Origin of the sequence: Mesorhizobium sp. LNJC394B00, from assembly GCF_000502555.1 — a bacterium.
Taxonomy (GTDB): Bacteria; Pseudomonadota; Alphaproteobacteria; order Rhizobiales; family Rhizobiaceae; genus Mesorhizobium.
Genome location: NZ_AYWH01000014.1, coordinates 101,596 through 126,896, shown reverse-complemented (window position 1 = coordinate 126,896; position 25,301 = coordinate 101,596). Strand labels below are relative to the sequence as shown.

The 25,301-nt window shown below is 61.1% G+C and carries 26 protein-coding genes, 2 tRNA genes and 1 pseudogene; 14 read left to right on the top strand and 15 right to left on the bottom strand.

All coding sequences use genetic code 11. The annotated features are described in order from the left end of the window. Positions 1–259 (top strand): hypothetical protein (locus X751_RS1000000167730; RefSeq protein WP_210164032.1); only part of this gene is annotated, 259 nt, incomplete at its 5' end. A 15-nt stretch (positions 260–274) separates the two neighbouring features. On the opposite strand, the gene X751_RS136645 is transcribed toward X751_RS1000000167730, so the two are convergent. From X751_RS136645 to X751_RS136660, 6 genes and pseudogenes are all read right to left on the bottom strand, one after another. After that, complete coding sequence (locus X751_RS136645) at positions 275–667, bottom strand: type II toxin-antitoxin system VapC family toxin (protein ID WP_023746236.1); 393 nt, start codon at positions 665–667, stop codon at positions 275–277. Then, positions 667–909, bottom strand: coding sequence for a type II toxin-antitoxin system VapB family antitoxin (locus X751_RS136650; protein WP_023689347.1), 243 nt, complete (start codon positions 907–909; stop codon positions 667–669). Before X751_RS136650 ends, X751_RS136645 begins: the two co-directional genes overlap by 1 nt. Positions 910–989: 80 nt before the next feature. Continuing rightward, positions 990–2,303 (bottom strand): NAD(P)H-dependent oxidoreductase, encoded by a 1,314-nt coding sequence (locus X751_RS136655; RefSeq protein ID WP_023746235.1) that lies wholly within the window; start codon positions 2,301–2,303, stop codon positions 990–992. Positions 2,304–2,456: 153 nt separating this feature from the next. Next, a pseudogene (locus X751_RS01000000164430) lies at positions 2,457–3,858 on the bottom strand (multicopper oxidase family protein). 182 nt (positions 3,859–4,040) lie between these two features. Then, a complete protein-coding gene (locus X751_RS1000000164925; protein WP_198022481.1) occupies positions 4,041–7,874 on the bottom strand; it encodes a caspase family protein in 3,834 nt (1,277 codons plus the stop codon). A 399-nt stretch (positions 7,875–8,273) separates the two neighbouring features. Beyond that, a tRNA-Thr gene (locus X751_RS136660) sits at positions 8,274–8,348 on the bottom strand. A 149-nt stretch (positions 8,349–8,497) separates the two neighbouring features. Here X751_RS136660 and X751_RS136665 point away from each other — a divergent pair. The 11 genes from X751_RS136665 (at position 8,498) to X751_RS136715 (ending at position 16,151) form a co-directional block, all read left to right on the top strand. Further along, positions 8,498–8,692, top strand: coding sequence for a hypothetical protein (locus X751_RS136665; RefSeq protein WP_023669287.1), 195 nt, complete (start codon positions 8,498–8,500; stop codon positions 8,690–8,692). 142 nt (positions 8,693–8,834) lie between these two features. Beyond that, positions 8,835–10,127 carry a UDP-N-acetylglucosamine 1-carboxyvinyltransferase gene (murA, locus tag X751_RS136670; RefSeq protein ID WP_023697319.1) on the top strand — a complete coding sequence of 431 codons (1,293 nt, stop codon included), beginning with the start codon at positions 8,835–8,837 and terminating at the stop codon, positions 10,125–10,127. A 167-nt stretch (positions 10,128–10,294) separates the two neighbouring features. After that, complete coding sequence (locus X751_RS136675; RefSeq protein ID WP_023692404.1) at positions 10,295–10,729, top strand: DUF2948 family protein; 435 nt, start codon at positions 10,295–10,297, stop codon at positions 10,727–10,729. Between the two features lie 134 nt (positions 10,730–10,863). Continuing rightward, positions 10,864–12,156: a histidinol dehydrogenase gene (hisD, locus tag X751_RS136680; RefSeq protein ID WP_023746233.1), complete on the top strand. Its 1,293-nt coding sequence runs from the start codon at positions 10,864–10,866 to the stop codon at positions 12,154–12,156. Between the two features lie 6 nt (positions 12,157–12,162). Continuing rightward, positions 12,163–12,648, top strand: a complete 486-nt coding sequence (locus X751_RS136685; RefSeq protein ID WP_023746232.1) for a UPF0262 family protein — start codon at positions 12,163–12,165, stop codon at positions 12,646–12,648. After that, entirely contained in the window at positions 12,636–13,100 is a 465-nt protein-coding gene (locus tag X751_RS136690) for a low molecular weight phosphatase family protein (protein ID WP_081725519.1), read from the top strand. Before X751_RS136685 ends, X751_RS136690 begins: the two co-directional genes overlap by 13 nt. A 185-nt stretch (positions 13,101–13,285) precedes the next feature. Continuing rightward, complete coding sequence (infA, locus tag X751_RS136695; protein ID WP_006200926.1) at positions 13,286–13,504, top strand: translation initiation factor IF-1; 219 nt, start codon at positions 13,286–13,288, stop codon at positions 13,502–13,504. Positions 13,505–13,523: 19 nt separating this feature from the next. Then, positions 13,524–14,150, top strand: coding sequence for a Maf-like protein (locus X751_RS136700; protein WP_023681911.1), 627 nt, complete (start codon positions 13,524–13,526; stop codon positions 14,148–14,150). Beyond that, positions 14,147–14,338: a DNA gyrase inhibitor YacG gene (yacG, locus tag X751_RS136705; protein ID WP_023669280.1), complete on the top strand. Its 192-nt coding sequence runs from the start codon at positions 14,147–14,149 to the stop codon at positions 14,336–14,338. Before X751_RS136700 ends, yacG begins: the two co-directional genes overlap by 4 nt. A 214-nt stretch (positions 14,339–14,552) precedes the next feature. Beyond that, positions 14,553–14,628 (top strand) — tRNA-Phe (locus X751_RS136710). A gap of 212 nt (positions 14,629–14,840) precedes the next feature. After that, positions 14,841–16,151 carry an integrase arm-type DNA-binding domain-containing protein gene (locus X751_RS136715; RefSeq protein WP_023746231.1) on the top strand — a complete coding sequence of 437 codons (1,311 nt, stop codon included), beginning with the start codon at positions 14,841–14,843 and terminating at the stop codon, positions 16,149–16,151. Between the two features lie 271 nt (positions 16,152–16,422). Here the strand turns inward: X751_RS136715 and X751_RS136720 are convergent, their stop codons facing one another. The 9 genes from X751_RS136720 to X751_RS1000000164915 all read right to left on the bottom strand — a co-directional run bounded on the left by X751_RS136720 (position 16,423) and on the right by X751_RS1000000164915 (position 23,291). After that, on the bottom strand, positions 16,423–17,742 hold the full coding sequence (locus X751_RS136720; protein ID WP_023669278.1) for a type II toxin-antitoxin system HipA family toxin: 1,320 nt from the start codon (positions 17,740–17,742) through the stop codon (positions 16,423–16,425). A gap of 12 nt (positions 17,743–17,754) precedes the next feature. Then, positions 17,755–18,051 (bottom strand): helix-turn-helix domain-containing protein, encoded by a 297-nt coding sequence (locus X751_RS1000000166390; RefSeq protein ID WP_023669277.1) that lies wholly within the window; start codon positions 18,049–18,051, stop codon positions 17,755–17,757. Positions 18,052–18,238: 187 nt separating this feature from the next. Beyond that, on the bottom strand, positions 18,239–18,574 hold the full coding sequence (locus tag X751_RS1000000166385; protein ID WP_348524589.1) for a hypothetical protein: 336 nt from the start codon (positions 18,572–18,574) through the stop codon (positions 18,239–18,241). Positions 18,575–18,736: 162 nt separating this feature from the next. Continuing rightward, positions 18,737–19,246, bottom strand: a complete 510-nt coding sequence (locus X751_RS1000000164920; RefSeq protein ID WP_023669276.1) for an HAD-IA family hydrolase — start codon at positions 19,244–19,246, stop codon at positions 18,737–18,739. 1 nt (position 19,247) lies between these two features. Next, positions 19,248–20,132, bottom strand: coding sequence for a DNA-processing protein DprA (locus X751_RS0134520; RefSeq protein WP_198022480.1), 885 nt, complete (start codon positions 20,130–20,132; stop codon positions 19,248–19,250). Positions 20,133–20,217: 85 nt separating this feature from the next. Continuing rightward, positions 20,218–20,904: a phosphoribosyltransferase gene (locus tag X751_RS1000000167650; protein ID WP_198022479.1), complete on the bottom strand. Its 687-nt coding sequence runs from the start codon at positions 20,902–20,904 to the stop codon at positions 20,218–20,220. A gap of 287 nt (positions 20,905–21,191) precedes the next feature. Continuing rightward, complete coding sequence (locus X751_RS136730) at positions 21,192–21,623, bottom strand: DUF6527 family protein (RefSeq protein ID WP_023669273.1); 432 nt, start codon at positions 21,621–21,623, stop codon at positions 21,192–21,194. Further along, positions 21,620–22,807, bottom strand: coding sequence for a ThiF family adenylyltransferase (locus X751_RS136735; RefSeq protein ID WP_023746230.1), 1,188 nt, complete (start codon positions 22,805–22,807; stop codon positions 21,620–21,622). The genes X751_RS136730 and X751_RS136735 overlap by 4 nt, the downstream gene beginning before the upstream one ends. Next, positions 22,782–23,291 (bottom strand): multiubiquitin domain-containing protein, encoded by a 510-nt coding sequence (locus X751_RS1000000164915; RefSeq protein WP_023746229.1) that lies wholly within the window; start codon positions 23,289–23,291, stop codon positions 22,782–22,784. The genes X751_RS136735 and X751_RS1000000164915 overlap by 26 nt, the downstream gene beginning before the upstream one ends. A 127-nt stretch (positions 23,292–23,418) precedes the next feature. Between X751_RS1000000164915 and X751_RS136740 the strand changes: the two genes are divergently transcribed. Together X751_RS136740 and X751_RS136745 are read left to right on the top strand one after the other, a co-directional pair. After that, positions 23,419–23,799, top strand: coding sequence for a helix-turn-helix transcriptional regulator (locus X751_RS136740; RefSeq protein ID WP_023669270.1), 381 nt, complete (start codon positions 23,419–23,421; stop codon positions 23,797–23,799). After that, a complete protein-coding gene (locus tag X751_RS136745) occupies positions 23,792–24,655 on the top strand; it encodes an ImmA/IrrE family metallo-endopeptidase (RefSeq protein WP_031214820.1) in 864 nt (287 codons plus the stop codon). Before X751_RS136740 ends, X751_RS136745 begins: the two co-directional genes overlap by 8 nt. The last annotated feature ends 646 nt before the right edge of the window (positions 24,656–25,301 follow it).

Below are 25,301 nucleotides of genomic sequence, written 5' to 3'. Positions count from 1 at the left end.
AAGCTCGCTCTGCGCCAAGCCGCATGACCAGCATCATGGCCGCCCCTTTTTGCAGAACTTGACGCACACAACCAACCCGGATCAAAGAGACAGACTGTATGAATGGATCATACAATGGCAGCCGATGGGTCTGCGCCGTCAGCACGAGCGCAATGACCAGGCGTGTTGCGCGAGCAGGTCAAAAGCCCCATGGCGCGAGCGCGGCAGCATTTGGCCTGCTGGGCGGGAGCGGCTGACGAAGCTGCTGGCCGAACCGTGAACTGGGGGAGTAGGATCAGGCCAGATCGGTGTGGGAAAAGTCTTTCCCTTTGTAGAGCAAGGGCATCCCACGGCTTTTTGCCGAGGCATATGACAGGCAGTCAGCGAGATTGAGCTGAGCCGGGTGGCCGCGACCTTTGCCATAGTTCGAAAAAGCCTGGATCGCGAGCTTGGCATCACCGATTTCGATCGGAACCACCTCGATCTCGGCCTCACGCAGGAAGTCCTCTATCGCCTTTTCGGCGAGGAGCGGCTCCACCACCAACTTCGATGAAAGCCGCATCGCCGCTTCGAGCACGACCAGCGGAGATGTGATCCGTATCGAGGCCTGCCCGATCCGGCGGCTCCAATCGGCGGCGTCTTCCTCTCCGGCGAGGACAGCGATCACCACCGAGGTGTCGATGAACATCAGGAATGTCCCCACATCTCGTCGATCTCATCCTTAGTCAAATCCCTGCCGCCGCTTCCCGCCTTGGCCTTCAGATCGTTCGATATGGCGGCCAGCCGCTCAGCCAGCGGAACTCGTTCACGTTCGCGCTGAAGCTCGGATTCGAGCGCTTCGATCACCGCTTCGGTCAAGGAAATCTTTCGCTTTTCGGCAAGCTGCCGGGCGAGGTCACGGGCGCGCGGGTCTCTGATCTGGAGATTCATTCTGGAAGCCTCCGTTCGCTGTCACTACAACATAGGGAGTTGTCATGACAAGGCCAGCCCGACTGGCCTGTCATCCAATCTCAGCTCCCGTACAGCATCTCATCCTGCAGCTTGCGCAAAGCGAACAGCCTGGTCGTGCGGTCGGGTGTGGCGTTGTCGGTGGTGATGAGCTCGCCCTTCCTGACCGGCTTCAGCACCTTGCCGCCTTCGAGCAGGCCGACCGGCACTGCCAGATTGGCGCGCGCCTCTTCGACGGTCATGGTCCAGGAGCGGTAGCAAGTCTCGCCGATGGCATCGAAGGTCTCGCCCGTGGCGAGATCGCGCTTGGCGACCGCGCAGACCTCGGCCACCGGCTTCGGCAGCGGCACCATGTCGGGGCGGCCGTAGAGCATGATACGCGCTGCCGTCAGCGGCACTTCCAGCGAGGTCAGATGGTAGGGCCGGAAGAAGCTGTAATAGGGGCCGTGGCCGATATGCAGATCGTCCATGCGCTCGACGATGCGCGGATGCGTCGCCTCGACGATGACGAAGACGCCCGGCGCCACACCCTTGCCGATCGTGTAGTCGACAACACCCTTCTTCGACAGGATGCCGCCATCGGCGCGCGGTATCAGCACCTTGGCCAGCTGGTCGCGGTCGGCCTTGGGCCCGTGCATGCCCGGCACATCGGGCACCAGCCCGGTGGCGTTGGCGATGGCGCACATCTCGACCATGGTTTTCGAGCCGTCGACGAACTCGACCAGCATGCGCGGGTTCATGTTGCGGCGAAGGGCTTCCTCGCGATAGTCGTCCGGAACGGCATCGTGGTTGAGCGGGTTGTTCTTGCCCTTGCCAGCCGAGACGATGGTGTAGCCGAGCGCCGACGCAAACTCGATCAGCTCCATGCAGCTCGACGGCTCGTCGCCGGCGCCGACCGAATAGACGACGCCGAGCCGGTCTGCCTGCTGCTTGAGGTAGCAGCCGATGGTGACGTCGGCCTCGACATTCATCATCACCAGGTGCTTGCCGTGCTCCATCGCCTTCAAGTCGAAATCGGCGGCGACACCAGGCTTGCCGGTGGCGTCTATGACGACGTCGATCAGCGGATTGGTGACCAGCATCTCGTTCGTGGTAATGGCGATTTTGCCCGCCTCGATCGCCGCGGTGACTTTCGAGCCGCTGTCCGCCTCGACCGCCATCGCCTCGTCGCCATAGGCGATGCGGATGGCGTCACGCGCCGTGTGCGGACGCCGCGTCGAGATGGCCGCGACCGAGATGCCGGGCATCAGCATGCCTTGCGTGACCAGGTCGGTCCCCATTTCGCCGGAGCCGATGACGCCGATGCGCACCGGGCGTCCCTCGGCGGCGCGCCTGGCGAGATCGCGGGCCAGTCCAGTCAGGGCGACATTGGTCATGCAAGCGTGTCCACGGCTTCTTGATTTGCAGGCGGGAATAGCAGGGAACGGCCCCGCTTTGCCAACGAAACCAGCGGACGGCGGCAATTTCTCCGGCAACAGGCCCGGCAGGTGAAGCCAACCCCGGTAGAGGCTGATTGACCCGCCTCGGCGTCAAACCACCCTGATATAGCTCGTCATGCCGGTTTTCTGATGTTCGATGATGTGGCAGTGCAGCAGCCAGTCGCCGGGATTGTCCGCGACGAAACCGAGCTGAACCTTCTCGTTGGGCTGCATGAGATAGGTGTCGGAGATGACCGGCTGAACCTGGCGTGTCGACGACGACAGCACCTTGAAGCTCATGCCGTGCAGATGCATCGGATGCGATTGCGGCGTCAAATTCTCCATGTCGATGACATAGCTTTTGCCGAGCTTCAGCTCGGCCAAAGGCGCGGTCGGGTCCGGCGTGTCGCCCGGCCACGGTACCTTGTTGATGGCCCAGAAGGAGTAGCCTAGCGTGCCGCATATGCTGTCGCTCGGCACGTTTTCCGCCGTGGCGCTGAGCGAGAGCGCGATGTGTTTCGCGCTGGCGAGATCCACCTCCGGCACCGGGTTGGCTTCCAGCGGTGCGAGGTCGCGCAAATCGCGCTTGAGCGAGCTGCCGGTGGCGCGCAAGGTGGCGAGGACCTTGGGTTTGGTGCCTCTGATGTCGCCCAGGCTGACGATCGCGCCCTCCTGGTCAGGCATGCGGATGGCGAGCTCCATGCGCTGCCCCGGTCCGAGCAGCAAAGCATCGGGCGCAAAACGCTGCGGCACCGGATTGCCGTCCAGCGCGATGACCGCGGCCTCCCCACGCTCGACGCGAAAGGCGTAGATGCGGGTGACATCGGTGATGGCGACCCGCAGCCGCACCAACCCGCCGGCCGGCGCGTCGAATTGCGGCTGGTCGAGCCAGTTGGCGGTGCGCACCGTGCCATAGGTTCCGGTTTTTGCGGCATCGCGCGGCCGGAATTGCTGGATGAACTGCGCGTCGTCGCCGAGGCGCCAGTCGCGCAGGTTGACGACGGCTTCGGCGTCGAATTTTGGATCGTTGGGGTTCTCGACCACGATCACGCCGGTGAGGCCATGGCCCATCTGCTCCAGCGTGTTGCAATGCGGGTGATACCAGAACGTGCCGGCGTCGGGCGGCGTGAAGGCGTAGTCGAAATGATCGCCGGTGTAGACGTAGGGCTGAACCAGGAAGGGGACGCCGTCCATCTTGTTTGGAACGCGAATGCCGTGCCAGTAGATCGGAAGAGCACACGTCTGANTCGATGCCGTTGACGAGGCGGGCGGCGAAAGGCTCGCCCTTTTTCATCCTGAGCACCGGCGGCATTCCGGCCTCTCCATAAGTCAGCACATCGCGGGTCTGGGCGATATCCATGAACCTGGCCTGGATCTTTGCCGTCTTGAGAACCACAGGCTCCGGTGCGGCCGTGGCCCAGCCACCAAGCCTGGCCATCGCTGCAAGGCCGATCCCACCAGCGCCGGCAAACGCGGCCTTTTTCAAAAGCCTGCGGCGGGTGAGTAAGGTCATCTGGCGCTCCAACGGAATATGATTACCTGCCGCCGTGAATGACGGGCGCCGACCGGCGCACAAGCCGATACTGCCACATCGCATCTCTCTCATGCCATGGCGAGCCGGTGACATTTGCTTGCGCAACAGCGTGAACGCTGGCGTGCCCACCATTCGCCCGCATCCGGGAGCGCGGGCTCGGATTAATGCAACTCGGCCAGCAACGCCTGTGCCTCGGCGAGGTTCTTTTCGGAACCGGCGGCGAGATCGTCCATCTTCTTGTCACGGAAGATGACGAGCGCGTCCTGGCATGCGGCGATCGCTTCCTGTGCCATCGCCTTGTCCTTGTGGGCGGCGCCCAGATCGACCAGCACGTCGCACAGGCTGTCCTGCGTGAAGGCGACAGCCGGCACCGAATTGATCTTCTTTTGCACCACGATCGCCTCGCGCAGGACCAACACCGCCTCCTCGAAATGCGCGACATTGTTTTCGGCGCGGCCGGCCATGGTCAAGGCATAGCCCATCTCGTTGCGCGCATTGGCCCAACGTTCGGGATCGCGGTCGCGACCGAGCTGCTCGGCAAGCGCCCGGTTGACGACAATCGCCTCCTCGTACAATTCAGCCGAAGGCTCGCGGGCCGCGATCATGCTCAGCGTCTGCGCGAGACTGGTCTGGTTGGTGATCCAGAGATCGGGATCGCGGGCGATCGTTCGCACCGTGGCGAGGTCGCGGTAGATCTGAGCGGCTCGTTTCAGCTTGCCGACATCGTTCGCCCAGTAACCAAGACTCGACAGCCCGCCGGCGAGATTGTTCTGATTGTTCTCCCAGACAGCCAGTGCATTCTCGCGCGTTACCACGCTGAGCGCTGCGTCATAGGCGGCAATCGCGCGGGTGAGCAACTCGACGTCCTTGCCGTCCGCGGCCATCAGCAAGGCATTGCCGATATCGCCCTTGGTGCGCGCCCATTGCATGCGGTTGGGAAAACCGTCGTAGATCCGCGCTGCCGTCTCGAAGCTCTGCACGGCCTTGGCGTAGAACGTGGCGTCGCCACCAATCCGGCCCTGGCTGTAGAGGGCAAAGCCGAGGTCGTAATTGATATTGGCCCACTCCTCCGGGTCGGCGTCCTTGGAGTAGGCGGGGAGCGCGGCTTCCAGCATGTCGGCTGCTTGCGCCAGCAAGTCCAGGTTGGATGTATTGTCGCCCAGGATCGACAGGGTCTGGCCGAGCACGCGCCGCGTCTGGCCGATCTCCGTGACATCACCGCCTTTCGTCTGCCCGTCGAGCGCCGCCCGCAGCGCGTCGACCGATTGCTGCAGCAGTTGATCGTCAGAGGCCAGCTTGCCTGACATCATCAACGCGCAGCCGAGGCGGAATTCCGTCTTGGCCCAATTGGCTGGGTCCTTGTCGCGGGTGCGAACCCTGAGCACCTGACCGTAGACATCGATCGCCTGCCGCAGGATCGAGATGTCCCCCGCGCGTTCGCCCCAGTTCGATAGCGTGCCTGCAAGGCTGTAGCCGATCGAAGCGAACTCGCGCGGCGCGGCGGTTGCGGTATAGACCTCCCATGCCTGACGATACGCGGTCACCGCCTGAATGTAGTAATCGGTTCCCGTATCGAGATCGCCGAGCGTGTCGTTGACCGATCCCAGATTCTGCTGCAGCGAAGCCCAGTCGAGCGGCAGTTTCTCACGCGGATATTCGGACAGAGCGGCCTGGTACGCGGTGGCTGCCTCCAGCAGCAGTTCCTTGTTCTTCTGCTTGGCGCCGAGGCGCTGCAAGGCGTTGCCGAGCGTCAGCTGGCCGTTGGCCCAGCTCGCCGCGGCGTGCTCGCGCGTCCAAACCGTAAGCGATGCAAGGGCGGCATCGCGCGCCTGCTCAAGCGTGGCGACATCGCCGTTAATGGTTCCGATCGATTCCAGCGCCGTGCTCAGATTATTCTGGATTGTCGCCCATTGCGCCGGCGCGCGTTCCCTGGTCATTTCGCCGGTCGCCGCCTGATAGGCAGCAACCGCCTGCTGCATGGTCGCGATATCCTTTTCGCGCTCACCGAGGCGGTAGAGCGCTGCCCCCAGATTGACCTGGCTCAGCGCCCAGTCGAGCGGTACGCGCTCCCTGCTGTATTCGGTCAGCGCCGCACGATGCGCTTCGATTGCGGCGCGAAAACTGTCCGATGTGGTCTGGCGTTCGCCGATCTCGGACAGCACGATGCCGAGATTGTTCTGCGTCGCCGCCCATTCCAGCGGCAGTTTCTTCAACGACTGTACCTCGAGCGCCGAGCGGAAGGCCGCGACTGCCCGCTCAAGCAGTGCCGTCCCGTTCTCGCGCTGGCCGAGCCGCCAGTAGACCGTGCCCAGATTGCCATAGGTCGATGCCCAGTCGTCGGGGTAGGCGTCATGCGTATAGACGGTCAGCGCCTGCTCATAGGCGGCAGCTGCCTTGTCGAGGTTTTCGCGGCCGGCTTCCCGTTCGCCCAACGTAGCAAGCGTGGCGCCCATATTGTTCTGGGTGGCCGCCCAAAGCAGCGGCAACTTTTCGCGGGTGACATAGGTCAATGCCTGTTCATAGGCTGTCAGGGCCTGGGCGAGATACGCATTGTCGCCGGAGAAGTCCCCTTGTTCCGACAGAGCGTTGGCCTCTGCCGCCTTGTAGTAGAACGCGTCTTCGTCGCTCCATTTGGCAGCCTGCTCGAAGGCCTTGGCGTAATCCTGCGCCGCCTCCTTGAAGTTGAAGGAGATTTCATAAGTCCTGGCACTGCTGGCGAAGACCTTTGCGAATTCCAGCCGCTTTGCCTTCAGCTCGGCCTCGGCCTGGTCGACCGTAGACGAAAGTTCGCCGATGCGGGCCTTGGCCTGCTCGTTGAATTTCTGCGCCGCTTCGAGCGCGCCTTCCTGAACCGCCTGTTCGGCGAGTTTCGATAGCCTGGCAATTTCGGGGTCCGGGTTTTTCAAAGTCTCGCGTTCAGCCAACACGTGTTTCAGCCGTTCGGTCTGGCCACGCAGCAGCTTGTCGAGCTCAGCCGGATCCTTGGGTATGTCGACCGCGAGCGCCTTCAGCATGGCGTAGAGCCCATCCATCGGCACCTTGCCGTCACGCGCTATGGTTTCGATCTGGCGGCGCTCCGGATCGGGTAGCGTCGAGATAGTCAGCAGGAGCTGGCGCCGCTCCCTTAGGATTTCGCCCTCGTCGCCTTTCGGCGCCTCGGCGGGGGTACCGAAATAGAGCAGCCGGCGCAGGCTCTCATTGACCCAGGGCCGCTGCTGACCATTGGTCTTGAGATAGACCTCCTCGCCGATCATGCGCAAAACGGTGCCGAATTCCTCGCCGCCCATCGTGTCGATGTGGCGCAGGATCGCTGCCGCATAGGGGCTGTTGCCATCGGCCGGACCGTCCAGCGCAACCTTGCCGGGCTCGGCGGCAAAGGCGATGACCTGGCCGAGGCTGCCGTCGACCGAGCCCTTGGCGTCGGCGCCGCCCTTCAGGGAAACCACGCCGCGCGTTTCGCCGAGACCGCCGGCGCCGATCGGCTTGCCTTCGCCGCCCGGCGCCAGCTTCAAGAGCGTGCCCGGCGGGAACGGATCGTTGCGGCAGGCGTCCAGCAGAACGATGGTGACCGGCACCTTGGCCTTCAGGTCGGCGACGATGGACGACAGCGGCACCAGCTTTTCGCCGGCATTGTCGAGCGCCGAGATATCGGCATCGACAGGGACCAGATAGTTCTCGCCGCCGGCTTCGATGCCGTGGCCGGAATAGTAGATGATGGCGACATCGGCGCCCTCGGCATCGTCGACGAAGCCTTCGAGATCGCGCCGCAATTTGCGTGCGTCGCGGTTGGTGGCGACATTGGTCTCGAAGCCGAGCTTGTCGAACATCTCCTCCATGGCGCGGGCGTCGTTTTCCGGATTGGGCAGTTTGCCGACATGCTGGTAGTCGGACTGACCGATGATGAGCGCGACGCCTTTCAGCGCCTTCGGCTCTTCAGCCAAAGCGGGGTCAAACGCGCATAGGCACACCAGTGCCGCGGCAAGTGCCGCGCACATGCGCCCTGTCGCATCTGCCGTTCGCCCAAAGAGCATTCTCTACCCCAAATCCCGACGCTATCTTCCGCAAGCGAGATGGCATCATGATGGCCGGCCGATGGCAAGTCCTTGGGCGAGCTGTGTTCTTGTCGTGGATATGCGTACGAGGCGCTGGCTTTCAGCGTGCGAGCGGTAGTGTTCAGAATGCCGGATACGGCCAGTCCGGCCTGTTCATGAGTTGACAGGTCCGGACTTGTTGAGCAGTCGTCCGGCCCGTAGAGCCTCTTTCTCTCAATGTTTCCGGGCGAGGGGGCCACGGTTGGATGCGGGGGATTGGCACTTTTGCATCAGCCGGCTTTTTTGGTCCGCAACGAGACCCCGACTTCGCGACTGCATCTTTTTAAAATCAAAGGAATGAACTGGTGCTGCGAGAGAGGATTGAACTCTCGACCTCTCCCTTACCAAGGGAGTGCTCTACCACTGAGCTACCGCAGCCGCTGATGGCGGGGCTTCTGCCATATAGAACCGGCAAGCGCAAGGCGTCTGTGAAAGGCTTGCCAGACAAGTTTCGCTGACATGGCGGCGCCACAATGCTAGCTATCCCTTGAACGGCAGGCCCTGCCAGTTGCGGGCGGGACGGAACGATGGACGAGAAGACAATTCCACCGAAAAAGGCTGATCCGGAAAAAAAGGACGGGACTGACCGCAAGGACCGTCTGGCCGAGCAGCTGCGCGCCAATCTCATGAAGCGCAAGACGCAAGCGCGCTCGCGGCGCACCGGTGATCCTGACCAGCGGCCCGAAGGACTGCCGGCTGCTGAAAAAATGCACAAGGACTGACCGATATCGGCCACACTGGCCGGTCACCTTGGCCAAAGGGGCTCAGAAATCCTATTTCTTGAACCAAGCCGGCCAATGGTCTAGACGGGCCGATACTCAAACTGACGAAAACCGGCCTATCGGGCCGAGGGGACATTCTCTCATGGATCGCATCAGAATTGTCGGCGGCAACAAGCTCGCCGGAAGCATTCCGATTTCGGGCGCGAAAAACGCTGCCTTGCCGCTGATGATCGCCTCGCTGCTCACCGACGACACGCTGACGCTGGAAAACGTGCCGCATCTGGCCGATGTAGAGCAGCTGATCCGCATTCTCGGCAATCACGGCGTCGATTATTCGGTCAACGGCCGCCGCGAGAAGCAGAATGAGGGCTATTCGCGCACCATCAACTTCTCGGCCCGCAACATCGTCGATACGACCGCGCCTTACGAGCTGGTGTCGAAGATGCGGGCGTCGTTCTGGGTGATCGGCCCGCTGCTGGCCCGCATGGGCGAGGCGAAAGTGTCGCTCCCCGGCGGTTGCGCCATCGGCACGCGCCCGGTCGACCTGTTCCTCGAGGGCTTGCAGGCGCTGGGCGCCGACATCGATGTCGACACTGGTTATGTGCTGGCCAAGACCAGGAACGGCCGCCTTGTCGGCAATCGCTATGTGTTCCCGAAAGTCTCAGTCGGCGCCACCCATGTGCTGATGATGGCGGCGGCGCTGGCCAAGGGTGAGACGGTGCTGGAAAACGCCGCCTGCGAGCCCGAAATCGTCAACCTCGCCGAATGCCTCAACGCCATGGGCGCCAAAATTTCCGGCGCCGGCACGCCTGTTATCACCATCGATGGCGTCGAGTCGCTGTCGGGCGCGCGCGTGCGCGTCATCCCCGACCGCATCGAGACCGGCACCTATGCCATGGCTGTGGCCATGACCGGCGGCGATGTCGTGCTCGAAGGCGCCCGCCCCGAGCTGCTGCAGACCGCGTTGGATGTGATTGCCCAGACCGGTACCGAGATCACGCCGACCAATTCCGGCATTCGCGTCCGGCGCAACGGCGCCGGCATTTCGCCGGTCGACGTAACGACGGCGCCGTTCCCGGCCTTCCCGACCGATCTGCAGGCGCAGTTCATGGGCCTGATGACCATGGCCAAAGGCAAGTCGCGCATCACCGAGACCATCTTTGAAAACCGCTTCATGCATGTGCAGGAACTGGCCCGGCTCGGCGCCCACATCACGCTGTCCGGCCAAACGGCGATCGTCGACGGCGTCTCCAAGCTGAAGGGCGCACCCGTGATGGCGACCGATCTGCGCGCCTCGGTGTCGCTGGTCATCGCCGGTCTGGCGGCCGAAGGCGAAACGACGGTCAACCGCGTCTACCACCTCGACCGCGGTTTTGAGCGGCTGGAAGAAAAGCTCTCCAATTGCGGCGCGGTGATCGAGCGGATTTCGGCTTGACCGCACGGCAGTTGCTTCAGACAGACAGGCGTCTGGTGCTACCTTCATTCGCTATCAACACTTCAAACCCGAGGCCCTAGCCTCGGGTTGAGTTTGTGTCGCGGTTGCACGGACCGGAAAGACCGCCTAACAGAAGGCTGAAACCAACTTTCAGGTGTGCATTCGGCATGGCAGCCCTCAAACTCATTGCGCTCGACGATCAGGATCTGAGCATCGTCTCGGCTCACGTCCAGGACGCCGTGATGAAGGTCTCGGATCTCGAATACCTGCCTTCGGCCAAGCGTTTCATATTGACCATGAACCGCTTCGTCTGGGAGGCGAAGTCCGGGCTGTTCAGCCAGCATAATGAGCGGCGCCAGGCGGTGTTGCATTTCGACCGCGTGCTCGGCGCCAAGACCAGCGGCATTGCCCGCGATCGGCCGGCCGAGGTGCTGTCGCTGCTGGCAATCAGCTTTATCGAAATCAGCAAGCCGGCCGGCATCGTCGAGTTGGTCTTTTCCGGCGGCGGCGCGATCATGCTCGACGTCGAATGCATCGAGGCACGGCTTGCCGACATAGGCGGCGCCTGGGAAGCCACCTCGCGTCCGGTGCACAGGGTCTAGAGCATGATCCCAAAAAGTGGGTGCCGGTTTTTGTTGGACAAAACGGGAATCGTTTGTCCAGAGATCATGCTCCAACAAAGGGCTAGATCATGATGAGATTTCAAGCAAATCTCACCATGATCTAGACGCAGCCGATGGCCATTACGCTTATCCAATCCGATGCCGGTTTCGCGCAGCGTTTCGCCGCCTTCCTGACCACCAAGCGGGAAGTATCGGAGGACGTCGACACTGCCGTGCGCGCCATCATTGCGCGGATTCGTGCCGAGGGCGACGCTGCCCTGGTCGACTACACGCTGAAATTCGACAAGGCCGACCTCAATAGTCTCGGCATCGCCGTGTCGAAGGACGACATCGCGCAGGCCTACAAAGACGCCGATCCGCAGACGGTCGATGCGCTCAAGTTCGCGCGCGACCGCATCCGATCCCATCACGAGCGACAAATGCCCAAGGACGATCGCTATACCGATGCCGCCGGGGTCGAGTTGGGTTCGCGCTGGACAGCGATCGAGGCGGTCGGGCTCTATGTGCCCGGCGGCACGGCGAGCTATCCAAGCTCGGTGCTGATGAACGCCGTGCCGGCCAGGGTGGCAGGCGTCGAGCGCATCGTCATCGTCGTGCCGGCGCCGGGCGGCATCATCAACCCACTGGTGCTGGTGGCCGCCGATATATCAGGCGTTTCGGAGATCTACCGCGTCGGCGGCGCGCAGGCGATTGCCGCCCTTGCCTATGGCACCGAGACGATCCGGCCGGTCGCCAAGATCGTCGGGCCCGGCAATGCCTATGTCGCCGCCGCCAAGCGCCAGGTGTTCGGCACGGTCGGCATCGACATGATCGCCGGACCGTCTGAAGTGCTGGTCGTGGCAGACGGCAGCAACGACCCCGACTGGATTGCCGCTGATCTTCTCGCTCAGGCCGAGCATGACGTGTCGGCGCAGTCGATCCTGATCACCAACGATCCTGCGTTTGGAAAAGCAGTCGAACAGGCGGTCGAGCGGCAGCTGCAGAGCCTGTCGCGCGCCGAGACGGCGGCTGCCAGCTGGCGCGATTTCGGTGCGGTGATCCTGGTGGAGACCATCGAGGCCTCGCTGCCGCTGGTCGACCGCATCGCCGCGGAACATGTCGAGCTTGCTATCGACGATGCCGAAGGCTTCCTGGCCAGGATGCGCAATGCGGGTGCTGTGTTTCTGGGACGCCATACGCCCGAAGTCATCGGCGACTATGTCGGCGGCTCCAACCACGTGCTGCCGACGGCGCGTTCGGCGCGCTTCTCTTCGGGCCTGTCGGTGCTCGATTTCGTCAAGCGCACCTCGATCCTGAAGCTCGGGCCGGAGCAGCTGAGAGCACTTGCGCCGGCGGCGATTGCGCTGGCCAAGGCGGAAGGCCTCGACGCGCATGGCCGCTCCGTCGCCATCCGGCTGAACATGTAGGCGGCGATGGTGGACGGCGATCAAACCCGCGCAAGGCTGATCGATGTCGAGCTCGACGAGTCGATCGGCCGTTCGACGCCCGATGTCGAACATGAGCGCGCGGTGGCGATCTTCGACCTGATCGAGGAGAACAGCTTTCAGCCGGTCAATGATGACGGCGCCGGGCCCTATCGGCTGAAGCTCTCGCTGGCCGAATCCCGGCTGGTGTTTGCGGTCGCCCGCGAGGATGGTGCTGATGTCGTCACCCATATCCTGTCGCTGACGCCGCTCAGGCGCATCGTCAAGGACTATTACCTGATCTGCGAAAGCTACTACGACGCCATCCGCTCCTCGACGCCGAGCCATATCGAGGCGATCGACATGGGCCGGCGCGGCCTGCACAATGAAGGCTCGCAGACGTTGATGGACCGGCTGGCCGGCAAGATCGACATCGACTTCGACACGGCGCGGCGGCTGTTCACGCTGGTCTGCGTGCTGCACTGGCGGGGTTAGACCTGACTGGGGCGCCCCGCTCGATCCTGTTCTTGTGCGGCATGAACGCCGTGCGTTCGCCGATGGCCGAGCAACTGGCGCGGCGCATGCTGCCGCCGGCCACTTTCGTCGCCTCTGCCGGCGTGCACAGGGGCGAGCGCGATCCGTTCGTCGACGCGGTGCTGGCCGAAGAGGGCCTGACGCTGGGCGAGCGCCAGCCGCGCTCGATGGACGATCTCGAGGACGATTATTTCGACCTGATCGTCACCCTGGCGCCGGAAGCCCACCACGCCGCGCTCGAACTCACCCGCTCGCTTGCCGTCGACGTCGAATACTGGCCGATGCCGGATCCGACCGATGTCGGCGGCAGGCGCGAGCAGATCATGGCCAGCTATCGCGACGTGAGAGAACGGCTGAAAGCGCGCATCAGCCGACGTTTTCTGCTTCCGGAGGTAAAAAACGCGGCGGATTGATGCATGTCGCTCAAAAGCGGTCCCGGTTTTGAGACAACGACATGCATAAAACGAAAGCTTGGAGCGCGTCGCATATGACGCGATCTAAGCGTGTTCACAAGCGCACGATTATCATATAGGTTCCGCCGAAATTCCGGCCTGGGCGCTCCAGGGCGCCGGAACTGCAATCCAAGCAAAGGTATCGAATGCCGAAGGAAGAAGTCCTCGAGTTTCCGGGTGTCGTGACGGAATTGTTGCCCAACGCGATGTTCCGGGTGAAGCTCGAAAACGAACACGAGATCATCGCCCATACGGCTGGCCGCATGCGCAAGAACCGCATCCGTGTGCTGACCGGCGACAAGGTCCTGGTCGAGATGACGCCCTATGACCTGACCAAGGGCCGCATCACCTACCGTTTCAAGTAACAGTCCGGCGCGAACCGCGATGAGCATCCTGCAGAAGCTCGTGCTTGCCTCTGGTTCGCCGCGCCGGATCGAACTGTTGCAACAGGCCGGCATCGAGCCGGACCGCGTGCTGCCAGCCGATGTCGACGAAACGCCGCTGCGCGCCGAACATCCGCGCTCGCTGGCCAAGCGGCTGTCGAAGGAAAAGGCCGAGAAGGCGCTGGCCTCGCTGAAAAGCGAGGAAGACTATGCGCCAAGTTTCGTGCTGGCCGCCGATACGGTGGTCGCGGTCGGTCGCCGCATCCTGCCCAAGGCCGAGACGCTGGACGACGCCGCCAATTGCCTTGGACTGCTTTCGGGCCGTTCGCACCGGGTCTATTCCGGCATCTGCCTGATTACGCCGGGCGGCAAGCTGCGCCAAAGGCTGGTTGAATCCAGGGTACGCTTCAAGCGGCTTCCACGCGAGGAGATCGACGCCTATGTCGCCTCCGGCGAATGGCGCGGCAAGGCCGGCGGCTATGCCGTCCAGGGTCTCGCCGGGTCGTTCGTCGTCAAGCTGGTCGGCTCCTACACCAACATCGTCGGCCTGCCGCTCTACGAGACGGTGGCGCTGCTTTCGGGCGAAGGCTTCAAGGTCCACACCAGCTGGCATACCGCGCGGCCATGAGCCTGGACGATAAGGTCACACCACTGCGCCCGAAGCGCCCCTGCCCCGAATGCGGCAAGCCGTCGGCGCGCGAGACCTATCCGTTCTGCTCGAAGCGCTGCAAGGACATCGACCTCAACCGCTGGCTGAAGGGCGCCTATGTCATCACCGCGCGGGATGACGAGGACGAGAGCGACGAGCCGAAGTAGGGTTTGGGCGGTGCCGGCCGCGCAATTCCACTTCGCCGACCTTACGCAATTGCTGCTTTGCCGGCGTCGGTATTGTCTGCGACAATTGCCCCGGAAAATCAGCGCTTAGGCGCTGGACAGGCCGGATTCCCGTGCTATAACCCACGCGCTTTCAAGGGGTGCCCCACGGCGCTTTCCTGAAATCCGGTCAGGCGATGTCTCGTTTGCCGGCGAGGCCCAGATAGCTCAGTTGGTAGAGCAGCGGACTGAAAATCCGCGTGTCGGTGGTTCGAATCCGCCTCTGGGCACCATCCCCTCTTCTCCCGACACTCCGTTAAGCCGAACCTTCTACGCTGCCGCTTCTGCAAGCCACTGGGATTGTTGATCTTTTTCCGTCGCATTGCGCAATTAAGCGGGACAGAGAGCGCTTCGGGCGCATTTGGTCCAACGAGGCGGGGGGATGGTATTTCCGTTGGTATTCGACATCCTGATGGTATCGAAACAGCCAAGGGAGACCTGACGAATGGCCCTATCCGACGTGAAATGTCGAAACGCCCGCCCTGCTTCCAAACTCGTGAAATTGTCTGACGGGGGCGGGCTGCAGCTATGGGTACAGCCCACGGGCTCTCGCCTCTGGCGGCTCGCCTACCGCTTTGACGGCAAGCAGAAACTGCTCGCGCTGGGGAGCTATCCGCTTATCTCTCTCGCTGAGGCACGGGAGGCGCGCGATGATGCTAAAAGGCTCCTGCTAGCTGGCGTCGACCCTGGAAAGGAACGCAGCTTGCGGAAGGCCGATTCGGCAAAGGACTCCTTTCGCTCAATCGCGGACGAATATGTTGACAAGCTGAAGAAGGAGGGACGTGCCGTCCGGACGATCAGCAAGGTGAAATGGCTGCTCGACTTTGCCTATCCGATAATCGGCGATAAGTGCATTCGGAAGATCGATCCGGCTATCATCCTTACCGCCCTCCGTCGAGTCGAGGTTCGCGGTCGATACGAGTCGGCCAGGCGACTGCGCTCCACCGTCGGCAGCGTGTTTCGATACGCAATCGCGACCGCACGCGCCGAGACAGATCCGACCTTCGCCCTCAGAGGCGCACTCATCAGTCCGAAGGTAACGTCTCGCGCCGCGATTACCGATCCGAAGGCCTTGGGCGGTTTGCTGAGGGGGATCGATGCATTTGATGGACAGCCTACAACCCGAGCCGGTCTAAAGCTGATAGCGCTGCTGTTTCCCCGCCCCGGCGAGCTTCGCGCCGCTGAATGGGAAGAGTTCGATTTTGAAAGCTCGGTGTGGACGATCCCTGAAGCACGCATGAAAATGCGACGGCCGCACCGCGTACCCCTATCAAAGCAAGCGATCAGCGTCCTGACTTCACTGAGAGAAATCTCTGGTGATGGATCGCTGCTGTTTCCTAGTGTTCGGTCGGCTTCGCGTCCGATTTCCGACAATACGCTTAACGCCTCACTGCGTCGTATGGGTTACAGCAAGGATGAAGCTACCGCGCATGGTTTTCGAGCAACGGCATCAACTCTGCTGAACGAATGCGGCAAGTGGCATCCGGACGCCATAGAGCGGCAGCTGGCCCACATTGAGAACAACGACGTTCGGCGCGCCTACGCCCGGGCAGAGCACTGGGAGGAGCGCGTCAAGATGATGCAGTGGTGGGCCGATTACCTGGATGAACTCAAGAGCAAAAACCTGCGGGTGATCTCAATCGAGGGACGCCGCAAGCCTGCTGTCCACACACCAACGCGACCATCCACTTTGAACCCAACAGCGGCCGTTGATCAAACGCCGAAACAGATCTCCAACCGCCGGAAATCATACTGACCGTTAAAAAAAGCCACAACTCGACGCCAAATCGTAGGCCCGCATTGTCAGATTTCCTGGAGAGAAAGTTGACCACATTCGGCGGGAAGCTGCCGTTCTGCAACCGACCCCATTCCCGTCATTCAAGATGCCGATGGCCGGTTCCGAAACCGGGCACCTACCCGGCCCGGGCCTATCAGAGCGAGAATGCCATGGGCAGTGTGCGGTCCGTCCGTTTCGCCGACATTAGTCCGTGGATCCGCTATCCCCGCCCGACTTTCACCTCCACAACCTACACGGGCTCCGCGGCGGCTTCCTCTCCATAGATCCGGGACAAGCCCTGGATGCGCGTCGTGATCGCGTCGACGAGGCGACCAACGATCTCATGGATGATCCCCTCCTGGCGAAGCTCTTGCGCGCATTCCGATGACATGTCCGGTATCACCGCGAGCTGATGGCGGATCGTCCGCATTGTGTACTCGCCGCCAACCTTTGCTGAGGACGCACAGCGACGCCAGTGGCGCGGCATGATCTCCTCGATCGGGTAGGCTCTGTCGATCTTCATCGCCAGTTTAAGGTCGCGCATCTCAGCCTGGATCTCTCCCTCGCCGAGGTGCGGCAGAATGGAGGAGATGTCGTAGAGCGGAGCTAGGCGGGCCTCGCCCTGGGCACCCAGCAGCATCGAATAGTTCTTTGCATGCGCGTCCGTGCCGGCGATGATCCAGTTGAAGACGTTCGCGGCCATGAAGGTCTGACGGTCTTGGACGGGTTCCATGGAGGCCGCCAGCACCTTTTTGGAGATCGCCGTGATACCTGGCCCACCCTGGTTCTCGTACTTTAGCGTCGGCATCACCGATAGGGCCTGGCACATGTCCTCCTGATGGATGCGGATGGTCTTGCCGTCGATGTTGCGGCGGTCGTAGCGCTCGAGAACGATCGCCTTTTCGCCTGCGAAGTCGAGAACCTGGCTGTGTGCAGCGTCCATGCCGAGCTTGCATGCAAGCTGCAGGCAGAAATGCTCGTTCTCGGTATGCCCGTGCAAGTGCGGCAAAGGCGGCTTGAAGATGTGTGTCGTGGGCGTGTCGCCTAGAGGGATCCCCCAGCGATTGCTGCCCTTGTCGAAATGGAACGCCGTCTTTGCCTGCGCACCAGCGAGACTGAACTGACCAGGATCGCCGATTCGCCGGGTCGCCGCACCATCCTTGCGGAGGTCGCGCAGGCGGTCGCCAATCTGCGCCTCCGTGAGCAACTCCACGTTCTCGCCGCGGGAAACCTGGTGGCCACGCGGAAGGAACTGGACGGCGCCGGCGCAGTCGCGGCCGACATTCTTGAGCAGGGCAAACGGGTTTCGGGCGGAGACCTGGAACCTCTGCGCCCATCTGGCGAGGGTCTGCTCATTATCCGGCAGCAGACCCCAGAGGAATGCCTCGACGACCTTGCCCTCGTAGGTCCTGGTGATCGTCGGCATGGACAGGGAAAGCGGGATCGCCACCCGGCCCTCCATCCATGCCTCTTGATAGGAGAACGAAAGCTTGCCGCCCTGCAGGTGGTGGAGCCACCCAACCGGTCTGCCAGCGATATGGACGTCGAGGGTGTCGATCGGGTTCACCATGATCATCGTCACCTAGAGCTTGTAGGGAATCTCGTCGTCGTCATCGTCGACATGCCGTTCATCGGCATTATGATGATGATCAGCAGCTGACGTCGGCGCCGGCGGGATTTGAAAGTCCAGCTCCACACCAAGCGTAGTCAGCGCCAGCAGCACGTTACCGATCTCGGCGCTGGGCTTGCCGTTCTCGATCCACGACACCCACGTCTGCGTGGTGTTGATTATCTTGGCCAAGGCAGCCTGGGACAGGCCGCGACGGGTGCGGGCCTCCTTGATCAGGATACCAATGTCCCGAGCTGTTCTGATCTTCATGGCGTATACGATCTCTGTATGAGCTAGCCTGATATAGGCTCCTATATGACGGGTGTCAATATATGCCACTATATCAAACCTTACCCCATATAGGTTCCTATATGGGTGATCCTCATATATTAACCTATATTGAGATAGGCAAACTCGTCAGAGGACCAGCCGCTTTCGCGCCCGTCGTACAAAGTCTCTAGCGTGACCGTTTCGAGTTTTGCGACTGCCAAATAGGAAGATCGGGTGTGAGCGGATTACCATGATCGCCCGGAGCATAGGCTCCAGTGAGAGGAAGGATAGATTGGCGCGGACCGTACTCGACCACCCGTTTCGAATTCCCTTGCACCGCGCGGCCGGTCCATAGACTGCGTGCATGATCACGGTCAACTTGACGCAGGCCTTGCAGTGAAATGAGCGTTCGGCGATCCCTGGCCCCAGCTTTTGACCTTGTCGGAGCCGTTGAAGCGCGTCTCTGGCCCAACGCCGTCTCGCAGAGCGCCCGCCGCACGTCCTCGTCGCCGGCCTTCGAGATGCCCCCCTGAACGTCGATGGAGGAGCCGGATTGGCAGCGCCGCGACGTCTGCCCGAAGTAGACCGCGCGACATCACGCGAACGGTGGAAGCGACGGATCGTCGATCACGGTCATGCAGGAGAGCCCTGTCACCGACTCCGGGGACACCTTCGACTGAGCGGGTTATTTCAGGTCGAGCTTCTTTTTGAGGTAGTCGCGCAGTTCGCCGACAGACGAGAAAATAGCGTCTGGTTTCGAGGCTTCCAAACCTGCCACGTCGAGGCAGCCCCATGCCGAGCCCAACGCGGCGACGTTGGCTCCACGCGAAGCCTCGGTATCCTGAGGCTGATCGCCGACATGATAAGTATTGTGAGGTTTTCCTCCCGCTTTTGACATCGCAAGCAAAAGACCCTCCGGGTGCGGCTTTCGGTTTTTCACGTGATGATAGCCGACCACAATATCTATCGGCCAGGCATGTGCCTTTATGAAGGCCTTCGGCACCATGTCGGGGCTTTTTGTAACGATAGCCAATGTGTGACCAGCCGCATGTAGCTCGATGAGCAACTCGGTAATTCCGCCGTAGACGGCCAGTTTCGGGGCTTGGGCCATAACCGCCTTCCAGTCCCGAGCGGCGCGAAGGTGCTCAACTGTGGAGGTGTCCACGAGAGTTTGATCGAAGTCGAAAATAATCATCTCAGAAACCCAACCGAGTTTGAGGATCGATGTCCAATGCGCGCTCCGGTCTTTTTGCTGGAGAGCGTTCGACCTGCTGGACGTGCAGCAAGAACTGCGTCAAGGCGACCCCATCGGATATGGCGCGGGCCCAGTGCTGAGCAATCATCATCTGATTGCCCTTCGTCTTGTCCTCGTGCTTCCACTTATCGGGATGATCAATGCACGCCAGCGCACGCTTCTGCTCTCGGCAGAACCGCACCGTGTGCATGGTCCCACCCTTCACATCCGTCTCCACCACTAGCACTGCGTCGGAGAGACCACTTTGGATGCGATCTCGCTCGGCAAAAGCTGTCCGCATAGGAGTGACACCAAGAGGATATTCGCTGACCAAACAGCCGCCGTTTTCAATTAAGCGAGTTGCCAGTCCCCGATTGGCGGCGGGATAAACTTTGTCCAAGCCGTGGGCCATCACTGCGACCCCCACACCGTGGGCATCCAAGCAGCCTTCGTGACCAAGAGTATCGCAGCCATGTGCTAAGCCACTCACGATAGTGAAGCCCTCGCTTGCTGCCGCCGCTGCCGACTTCCTAGCAACAGCTTCACCATAAGGAGTTGGCTCACGCGTCCCCACGACGGCAAGGCACTTCGTCGCGTGGAGTCCTGCCACGGCTCCCCTTACATACAAGACGGCAGGAGGATCTGGGATATTACGAAGGCGCTGAGGGTACCCTTCGTCATGGAATGAGAAAAACTTCGTATCGCTATTTAGCGTTTTCTCCAACTCGTCCTGAGCTCGATCCCATGCCTCTAACAGTGCGCTTTCCGATACCTTCGCCCGCGCCGCCCTGTCCACCACAACGTCTTTCGCATCACGGTCAGGCACAGGCCCATTAACGATGCGCAAGGCCCCCCGCCGGCCGAGACCTTTGAGCTTCATCAAAGCGACTAGCGCTACTGATGTCGATGACACGGGCGATGAAGCCATTGCTCTAATCCTTCTTGAACTTCGCGTCGTGCTCCCGTTCGCCCTGCCCCCATAGCGTATCCCACCTAGCAGGAACATGATCGTTCTCGGGATTCGGGCAGTAAGCAACACTCTCCGCTTTCGCGAGCGCAATCCCATACACCTTGCATTTCGGATTAGCGGCAAGCACCGCTAGCGCGATGCGAGACAGCGTATCACCTCGCGTGATGAAGTCATCGAAAACGAAGACATGGTCCGCATCTATTTTTGCCGACTGATACTTAGCCTTATCCAGCTCAGCGGAGCGACCCTCAGCGGAATAAATCGTATGAATCTTCTGATGGACATTCTTGGATAGGATGCTGTCGGAATATTGCGCCCCCACAGTTTTTGCGCATTCCTTGGTAATCCACGGTATTGAGCGGCTTGGGTCGGCTTTCGTTTCCTTGGACGAAAGCGCGGGGATAAATGAGGCGCGTTTGGGATCAATACCTAAGTGCTTGATGAGAGTCGGAGCAGCATCGTATAGAACCGTCGCCGCACCCCACTCGGCTTTATTATTCTTGTCTTTGAATCGAATAAACCAGGCGGTCCACTTCTCGTCAGTCCTGTCTTTCAGTTTATAGGCAATTGTAAACGAATACGTCAGCCCGAGAGACACACTCAGGTGAGGAAAACCCATCCATCCGGCAATTTTGTTGAAATAAACCACGCCACCCCCCTTACTTCGCAGTGCACGATGTAAGCAGCACGAGGCCGACTATCAACTCGCTTGCTGGCCTTTTTATTCTGCCAAAATTCGAAATTTCACCGGAGACCGCAGTGCACTCTTGGGAAACGGCCTCCGCCTGACGCGATTCGGGCCTAGGTGCCACTCTGAAAGGTCAGCCGAGTTGGATGCTCTACGGAAAGCGCGACCTATGAGAGCGGCCTCAAGGTCCCGGCCCAGACGTAGGCCTATGAGACTCGCATCTGCGCGGGCCCGAAGCGCGGCACGTGTTAACGACCGCCGGTCAGCCACGACCAGAAACCTCTAGATTTGGTTTTCGCGACCTCGGCCTTCGGCGAAGCGAGCGGCTCGACATGGCCACCGAAGTGACCTTCGCGCGCCGCCTTGTCGCGCATCCTGCCCCACGCAATCTCGTCCTCCGACATGTCGCCTGCCCAGACCACTGTGTCCATACGGATGAAATAGTGGGACCGGCAGGCGAATGACCAGTTCCCGACTGACGGCGAGAGACTGACGCTCTCGCCGTCAAAGGTGAGTTGCCAGCCTACCGGGCTAATCGGTGTCACCACCTTGGTGCCACAACCGCAGAAGCAATCATGGACTGCGGTTGCATACGGGATCGAAACATAGAGGACACCGGCCTCGCGGACCCTCGGGACGAACTCCACGAACTCGTGTCGGATCTTGTAGGGTCTCTTCATTCGCTGTCCTCGTTGATCGTCTCGGCGCCCGCGAGCACGAAGATGCTGAAATGTTCGTGGGTGTCGTCATCGTAGAAACCGAAAAGCTTCTTGAACTTGATGACTGCAAAGGCAGCATTCAGAGCGTTGAGTTCCACCACCTGAATGTTTTTGTCGTACTCGTTGACCTCTTCTGTCGTCATGAACGCGATGCGTTTCCCGTTGTGGACGTGCTCGCGCTTGGTAGGCGTGCTGGTCGTTGTACGTATCTGGCCCCGCAGGCTCTCGTTGTGCACCGTCAGGCCCATGCCCACATCTACGAACGGGATGTTTATTGCCTCCAGTTTTTGGACGATCGGCCGCTTCCCGGTCCCCTCCATGCACAGGAACACGAAGTCAAGGCCTTCCAGCAGGTGAAGGTTCTCAGGGGTAAGCTTGACCTTGTGCGGGACGATGCCGCGGCGCATTTTGCTGTAGGTACGCGCGTGAAACTCGACCTTGGAGAGCTCCTCCTCCAGTTCTTCGCCTGAAGGCGCGCCCGGCGCCCGAAAGGCGTTGTGCTGGTTGAACCCGTCGTTGTCGAAGAGGTGGATTTCGCGGACGTGGGTCTTGGCGAGATAATCCAGGACGTAGGAGCCCGTGCCGCCCAGGCCGACGATGCCAACCTTCAGCGGCTTGAGCTTTAGCGCGATTGCCACGATGTCGGCGCGACTACTGGCCGTGTCCTCGTAAAGAAAGACGCTGTCGTCCTCGTCGGGCGCGTAAGGCTTGAAGGATTGCGCCGTCACACCCGGCTCGATCACCTGTGCCGGGCCCGAGATTTTCGCCACGTAGTGCGCCATCTTTTGATGGAAATCATCGTAGCGGTCGGCGGGCTTGGGCTTACAGGAAAAGTTCCAGCGCACCGGCATCCCGTCGATCTTCAGGCCGTCACCCAAGTCGCTGTCGCCAAGCCCCTGGATCTTGCTGCCGTCCTCGTTGCAAGGGTGATCGCCGGACCACTTGGTCTGGTGATCCTTGGGCGGCTTCGCAACGTCGTTGGTCACCTCCAATGGGGCGAACAACACGCCGCGCTTTACCTGCCGGTTGCTGTCAACATAGGGTACGTCACGGATCACGAGATATCCCGTGACCACGTCGACGCTGTAGCCCTCGTCTCGAAGCCGCTTCAGCGGCGGGCTACGATCGATCGGTCGCCGTGACATCGAACTTCATCCTGTTTTTGATCTTCACGGAGTGGCCAGCCGTGAGCGTGCCTTTGGGGTTCGACGGGGGGCCATCACGGTAGGTCACTGTGAATTCGATGCACGTTCCCGTCGGCAGGACGGGGAACGCGATCTTCACCAGTTCCTCGAACGAGAGACGAGTTTCAGTGGTTTCGAAGGGCTCGCCATTGATGCCAACTGTCACAGCCTTCTGGCTGTAGAAGTGATCATCCTTCTTCAGGTCGATCACAGTGTCGTCGCGCGGTACGAGTTTGTCCTCGTGATCACCCGGCACCTCCCGGAACAACTCACGGTGGTTCGGGATCTCGGCCAGCGCGTAGAGCGCTTTGCCCGTTGTGGGGTCGGGCGACTCGAAAATCTCCCGGTCGACATGGATACGCACCAGGTGCGCAGCGACATTGACTGACATTTTTACTACTTTCTCCGCTTCGCGGTGCTTGCGTTTCGCTCTGCCGGATGGCATCTTGCTGTCCGGACAGACAACACTTAGGCTCTCAAAAACGCCCTGTTCGGCACGAGACCAACCCAGAGCGCGTTGTCTGTCTGGACAACAGAATGGGAGATATTGTGGCGAATGTCAAGGAGGGCGGATGCCGGAGTCTGCGTTAGGAATTTGGCTGAAGGGGCTTCGCGGCGATCTTAGCCTGCGAGAGTTGGCTCAGCGGAGCGAAGTCGATCACGCCTACATCTACCGCCTCGAGACGGGTGCGAAGGAAGCGCCGTCCGACGAGGTGGTGAACAAGCTGCTCAGCGGTCTGGCGCCGTCCGAGCGGGAAGTCAAGATCCTGCGGTTTCTATCAAGTCACCCCAATGTCGACCCCGATCTTGCCGAGTTCGCGAGGGCCGATGATCGAGTTTCATTCGAAGAGTTCCATATGCTTACCACCGTCGTGAACCGTGGCGCCCGCCCCGACTACGCGACCTCCCTTGCCCGCATCCGCCGGTTCATGAGCGAGGACGAAGATGGATGAACTCTCCGTCGCGATGAAGGCACGCGACTTCATCGCCAAGAGCGGTCCATTGGCGCTTCCGGTCTCAGTAAACGCCTACGCGGCGCAAGTCGGAGGTACCGTGAAGCAGGAAGTGCTTCAGGAACATGAGGACGCATGGTCGGTGCGGTTGTCGAACGGCAAGTACCGCATTTGCGTGAACTGCGCCCACAACAGCCGTCGGCAGCGCTTTAGCATCTGTCACGAAGTGGCTCACGAGGCCCTCGGCATAGCGGCGGATCATAGGTCGCCGAGCTGGAGTTTCACGCGTAGGCCGCCCGGCGAGATCGCCTGCGACGTGTTCGCGGCCGAGCTATTGCTTCCATTCAAGCTGTTCAAGCCGAGAGTCGATGCGGCTGACATGAATTTCGCCGCAGTCAGCGACCTGGCCGACGAATTCGACGCTTCCTTGATGTCGACGGGCTCACGTTTCGCCACCTTCTCGCGCGAACTATGCGCCTTCGTGCTCTCCGAGGGCGGCAAGGTTCGTTACTGCTCGCGTTCCACATCCCTGCGAGGCGCCAAGGCTTGGGTGCGCCTCGGAATGGATTTGCCAAGCGACTCCTACAGCGCCCGGGTGCGGGCGGGGGCAGCGGCGGCAGGCCCCGAGGAAGCCGAGCCGGATCAGTGGTTCGAGGGCTGGGAGCGTGAAGGTTCTCTCTACGAAGACGTCCGCCACCTCGCCGCCTGGGATCAGACCCTGACGCTGCTCTGGTTCGATGATGAAGATCTCCCGCCCCCGGCGGCTGAACGGAAGCGATGGGAGGAGGAGACCTACGGCCTCCGCGAGCTTGACGGCGAGCTGCCTTGGCCTGGCAGGTCGAAACGTAGGAAATAGGAAATGAGCTGGGCCGGCCGGCGCGCGGCGCGAAACATCCTTCCGTAGAGCCGAGAAAAATCTGACCCCTGTTTGCAGAACCTTACACTGACCGCTGTGGGCCGGGAAAAGACTGACCATACCGGCGATTTCTCGGCGCAACCCGTGCGGGAGCTGGCCGCAGCCCGTGATGCGGTGGAAGCGCTTCCCATCGAACGGAAGAGATCGACGTATCCTTCGCAAGACCCCACCATTGGAGGTGCTGGCGGCATTTGCGAACTAGTGCCAGAGCCAAGCCACCAGCGCTTTGAGCGCTTGCTTATGGAGGGACCGCGAGGGCGCCAAGCCAGGAAGTCATCGATCGTTATTCGCTCGGCTGGCCCGGGAGTAATGCCGTGGCGAGCAAGCTCGACATAAAGGTCAAGCTCACTGGAAAAAACCAATTTCCAAAGTTCATTGACGTTTTGGGTTAAAACCAGAGTTGGAACTGCCAGCGTGACCTCCTGACGCAACTCTATCGCAAATTCTCCGCCAAGAATTGGTATTGAATCTCACGCTCAACCGAGACTAGCAGAGACTAGATTCAGGCGGCCGCTTCATTTGCAATCAGAGGACTAGGAGCGTGATGATGTCTGAAGAAGCCGGCAGTAATCTATTCGCACTTACT

Bases quoted from the DNA above. Each gene is read 5' to 3' on its own strand.
- X751_RS136645 (WP_023746236.1), bottom strand. From the start codon at position 667: ATGTTCATCGACACCTCGGTGGTGATCGCTGTCCTCGCCGGAGAGGAA.
- X751_RS136650 (WP_023689347.1), bottom strand. From the start codon at position 909: ATGAATCTCCAGATCAGAGACCCGCGCGCCCGTGACCTCGCCCGGCAG.
- X751_RS136655 (WP_023746235.1), bottom strand. From the start codon at position 2,303: ATGACCAATGTCGCCCTGACTGGACTGGCCCGCGATCTCGCCAGGCGC.
- X751_RS1000000164925 (WP_198022481.1), bottom strand. From the start codon at position 7,874: ATGTGCGCGGCACTTGCCGCGGCACTGGTGTGCCTATGCGCGTTTGAC.
- X751_RS136665 (WP_023669287.1), top strand. From the start codon at position 8,498: ATGGACGAGAAGACAATTCCACCGAAAAAGGCTGATCCGGAAAAAAAG.
- murA (WP_023697319.1), top strand. From the start codon at position 8,835: ATGGATCGCATCAGAATTGTCGGCGGCAACAAGCTCGCCGGAAGCATT.
- X751_RS136675 (WP_023692404.1), top strand. From the start codon at position 10,295: ATGGCAGCCCTCAAACTCATTGCGCTCGACGATCAGGATCTGAGCATC.
- hisD (WP_023746233.1), top strand. From the start codon at position 10,864: ATGGCCATTACGCTTATCCAATCCGATGCCGGTTTCGCGCAGCGTTTC.
- X751_RS136685 (WP_023746232.1), top strand. From the start codon at position 12,163: ATGGTGGACGGCGATCAAACCCGCGCAAGGCTGATCGATGTCGAGCTC.
- infA (WP_006200926.1), top strand. From the start codon at position 13,286: ATGCCGAAGGAAGAAGTCCTCGAGTTTCCGGGTGTCGTGACGGAATTG.
- X751_RS136700 (WP_023681911.1), top strand. From the start codon at position 13,524: ATGAGCATCCTGCAGAAGCTCGTGCTTGCCTCTGGTTCGCCGCGCCGG.
- yacG (WP_023669280.1), top strand. From the start codon at position 14,147: ATGAGCCTGGACGATAAGGTCACACCACTGCGCCCGAAGCGCCCCTGC.
- X751_RS136715 (WP_023746231.1), top strand. From the start codon at position 14,841: ATGGCCCTATCCGACGTGAAATGTCGAAACGCCCGCCCTGCTTCCAAA.
- X751_RS136720 (WP_023669278.1), bottom strand. From the start codon at position 17,742: ATGGTGAACCCGATCGACACCCTCGACGTCCATATCGCTGGCAGACCG.
- X751_RS1000000166390 (WP_023669277.1), bottom strand. From the start codon at position 18,051: ATGAAGATCAGAACAGCTCGGGACATTGGTATCCTGATCAAGGAGGCC.
- X751_RS1000000164920 (WP_023669276.1), bottom strand. From the start codon at position 19,246: ATGATTATTTTCGACTTCGATCAAACTCTCGTGGACACCTCCACAGTT.
- X751_RS136730 (WP_023669273.1), bottom strand. From the start codon at position 21,623: ATGAAGAGACCCTACAAGATCCGACACGAGTTCGTGGAGTTCGTCCCG.
- X751_RS136735 (WP_023746230.1), bottom strand. From the start codon at position 22,807: ATGTCACGGCGACCGATCGATCGTAGCCCGCCGCTGAAGCGGCTTCGA.
- X751_RS1000000164915 (WP_023746229.1), bottom strand. From the start codon at position 23,291: ATGCCATCCGGCAGAGCGAAACGCAAGCACCGCGAAGCGGAGAAAGTA.
- X751_RS136740 (WP_023669270.1), top strand. From the start codon at position 23,419: ATGCCGGAGTCTGCGTTAGGAATTTGGCTGAAGGGGCTTCGCGGCGAT.
- X751_RS136745 (WP_031214820.1), top strand. From the start codon at position 23,792: ATGGATGAACTCTCCGTCGCGATGAAGGCACGCGACTTCATCGCCAAG.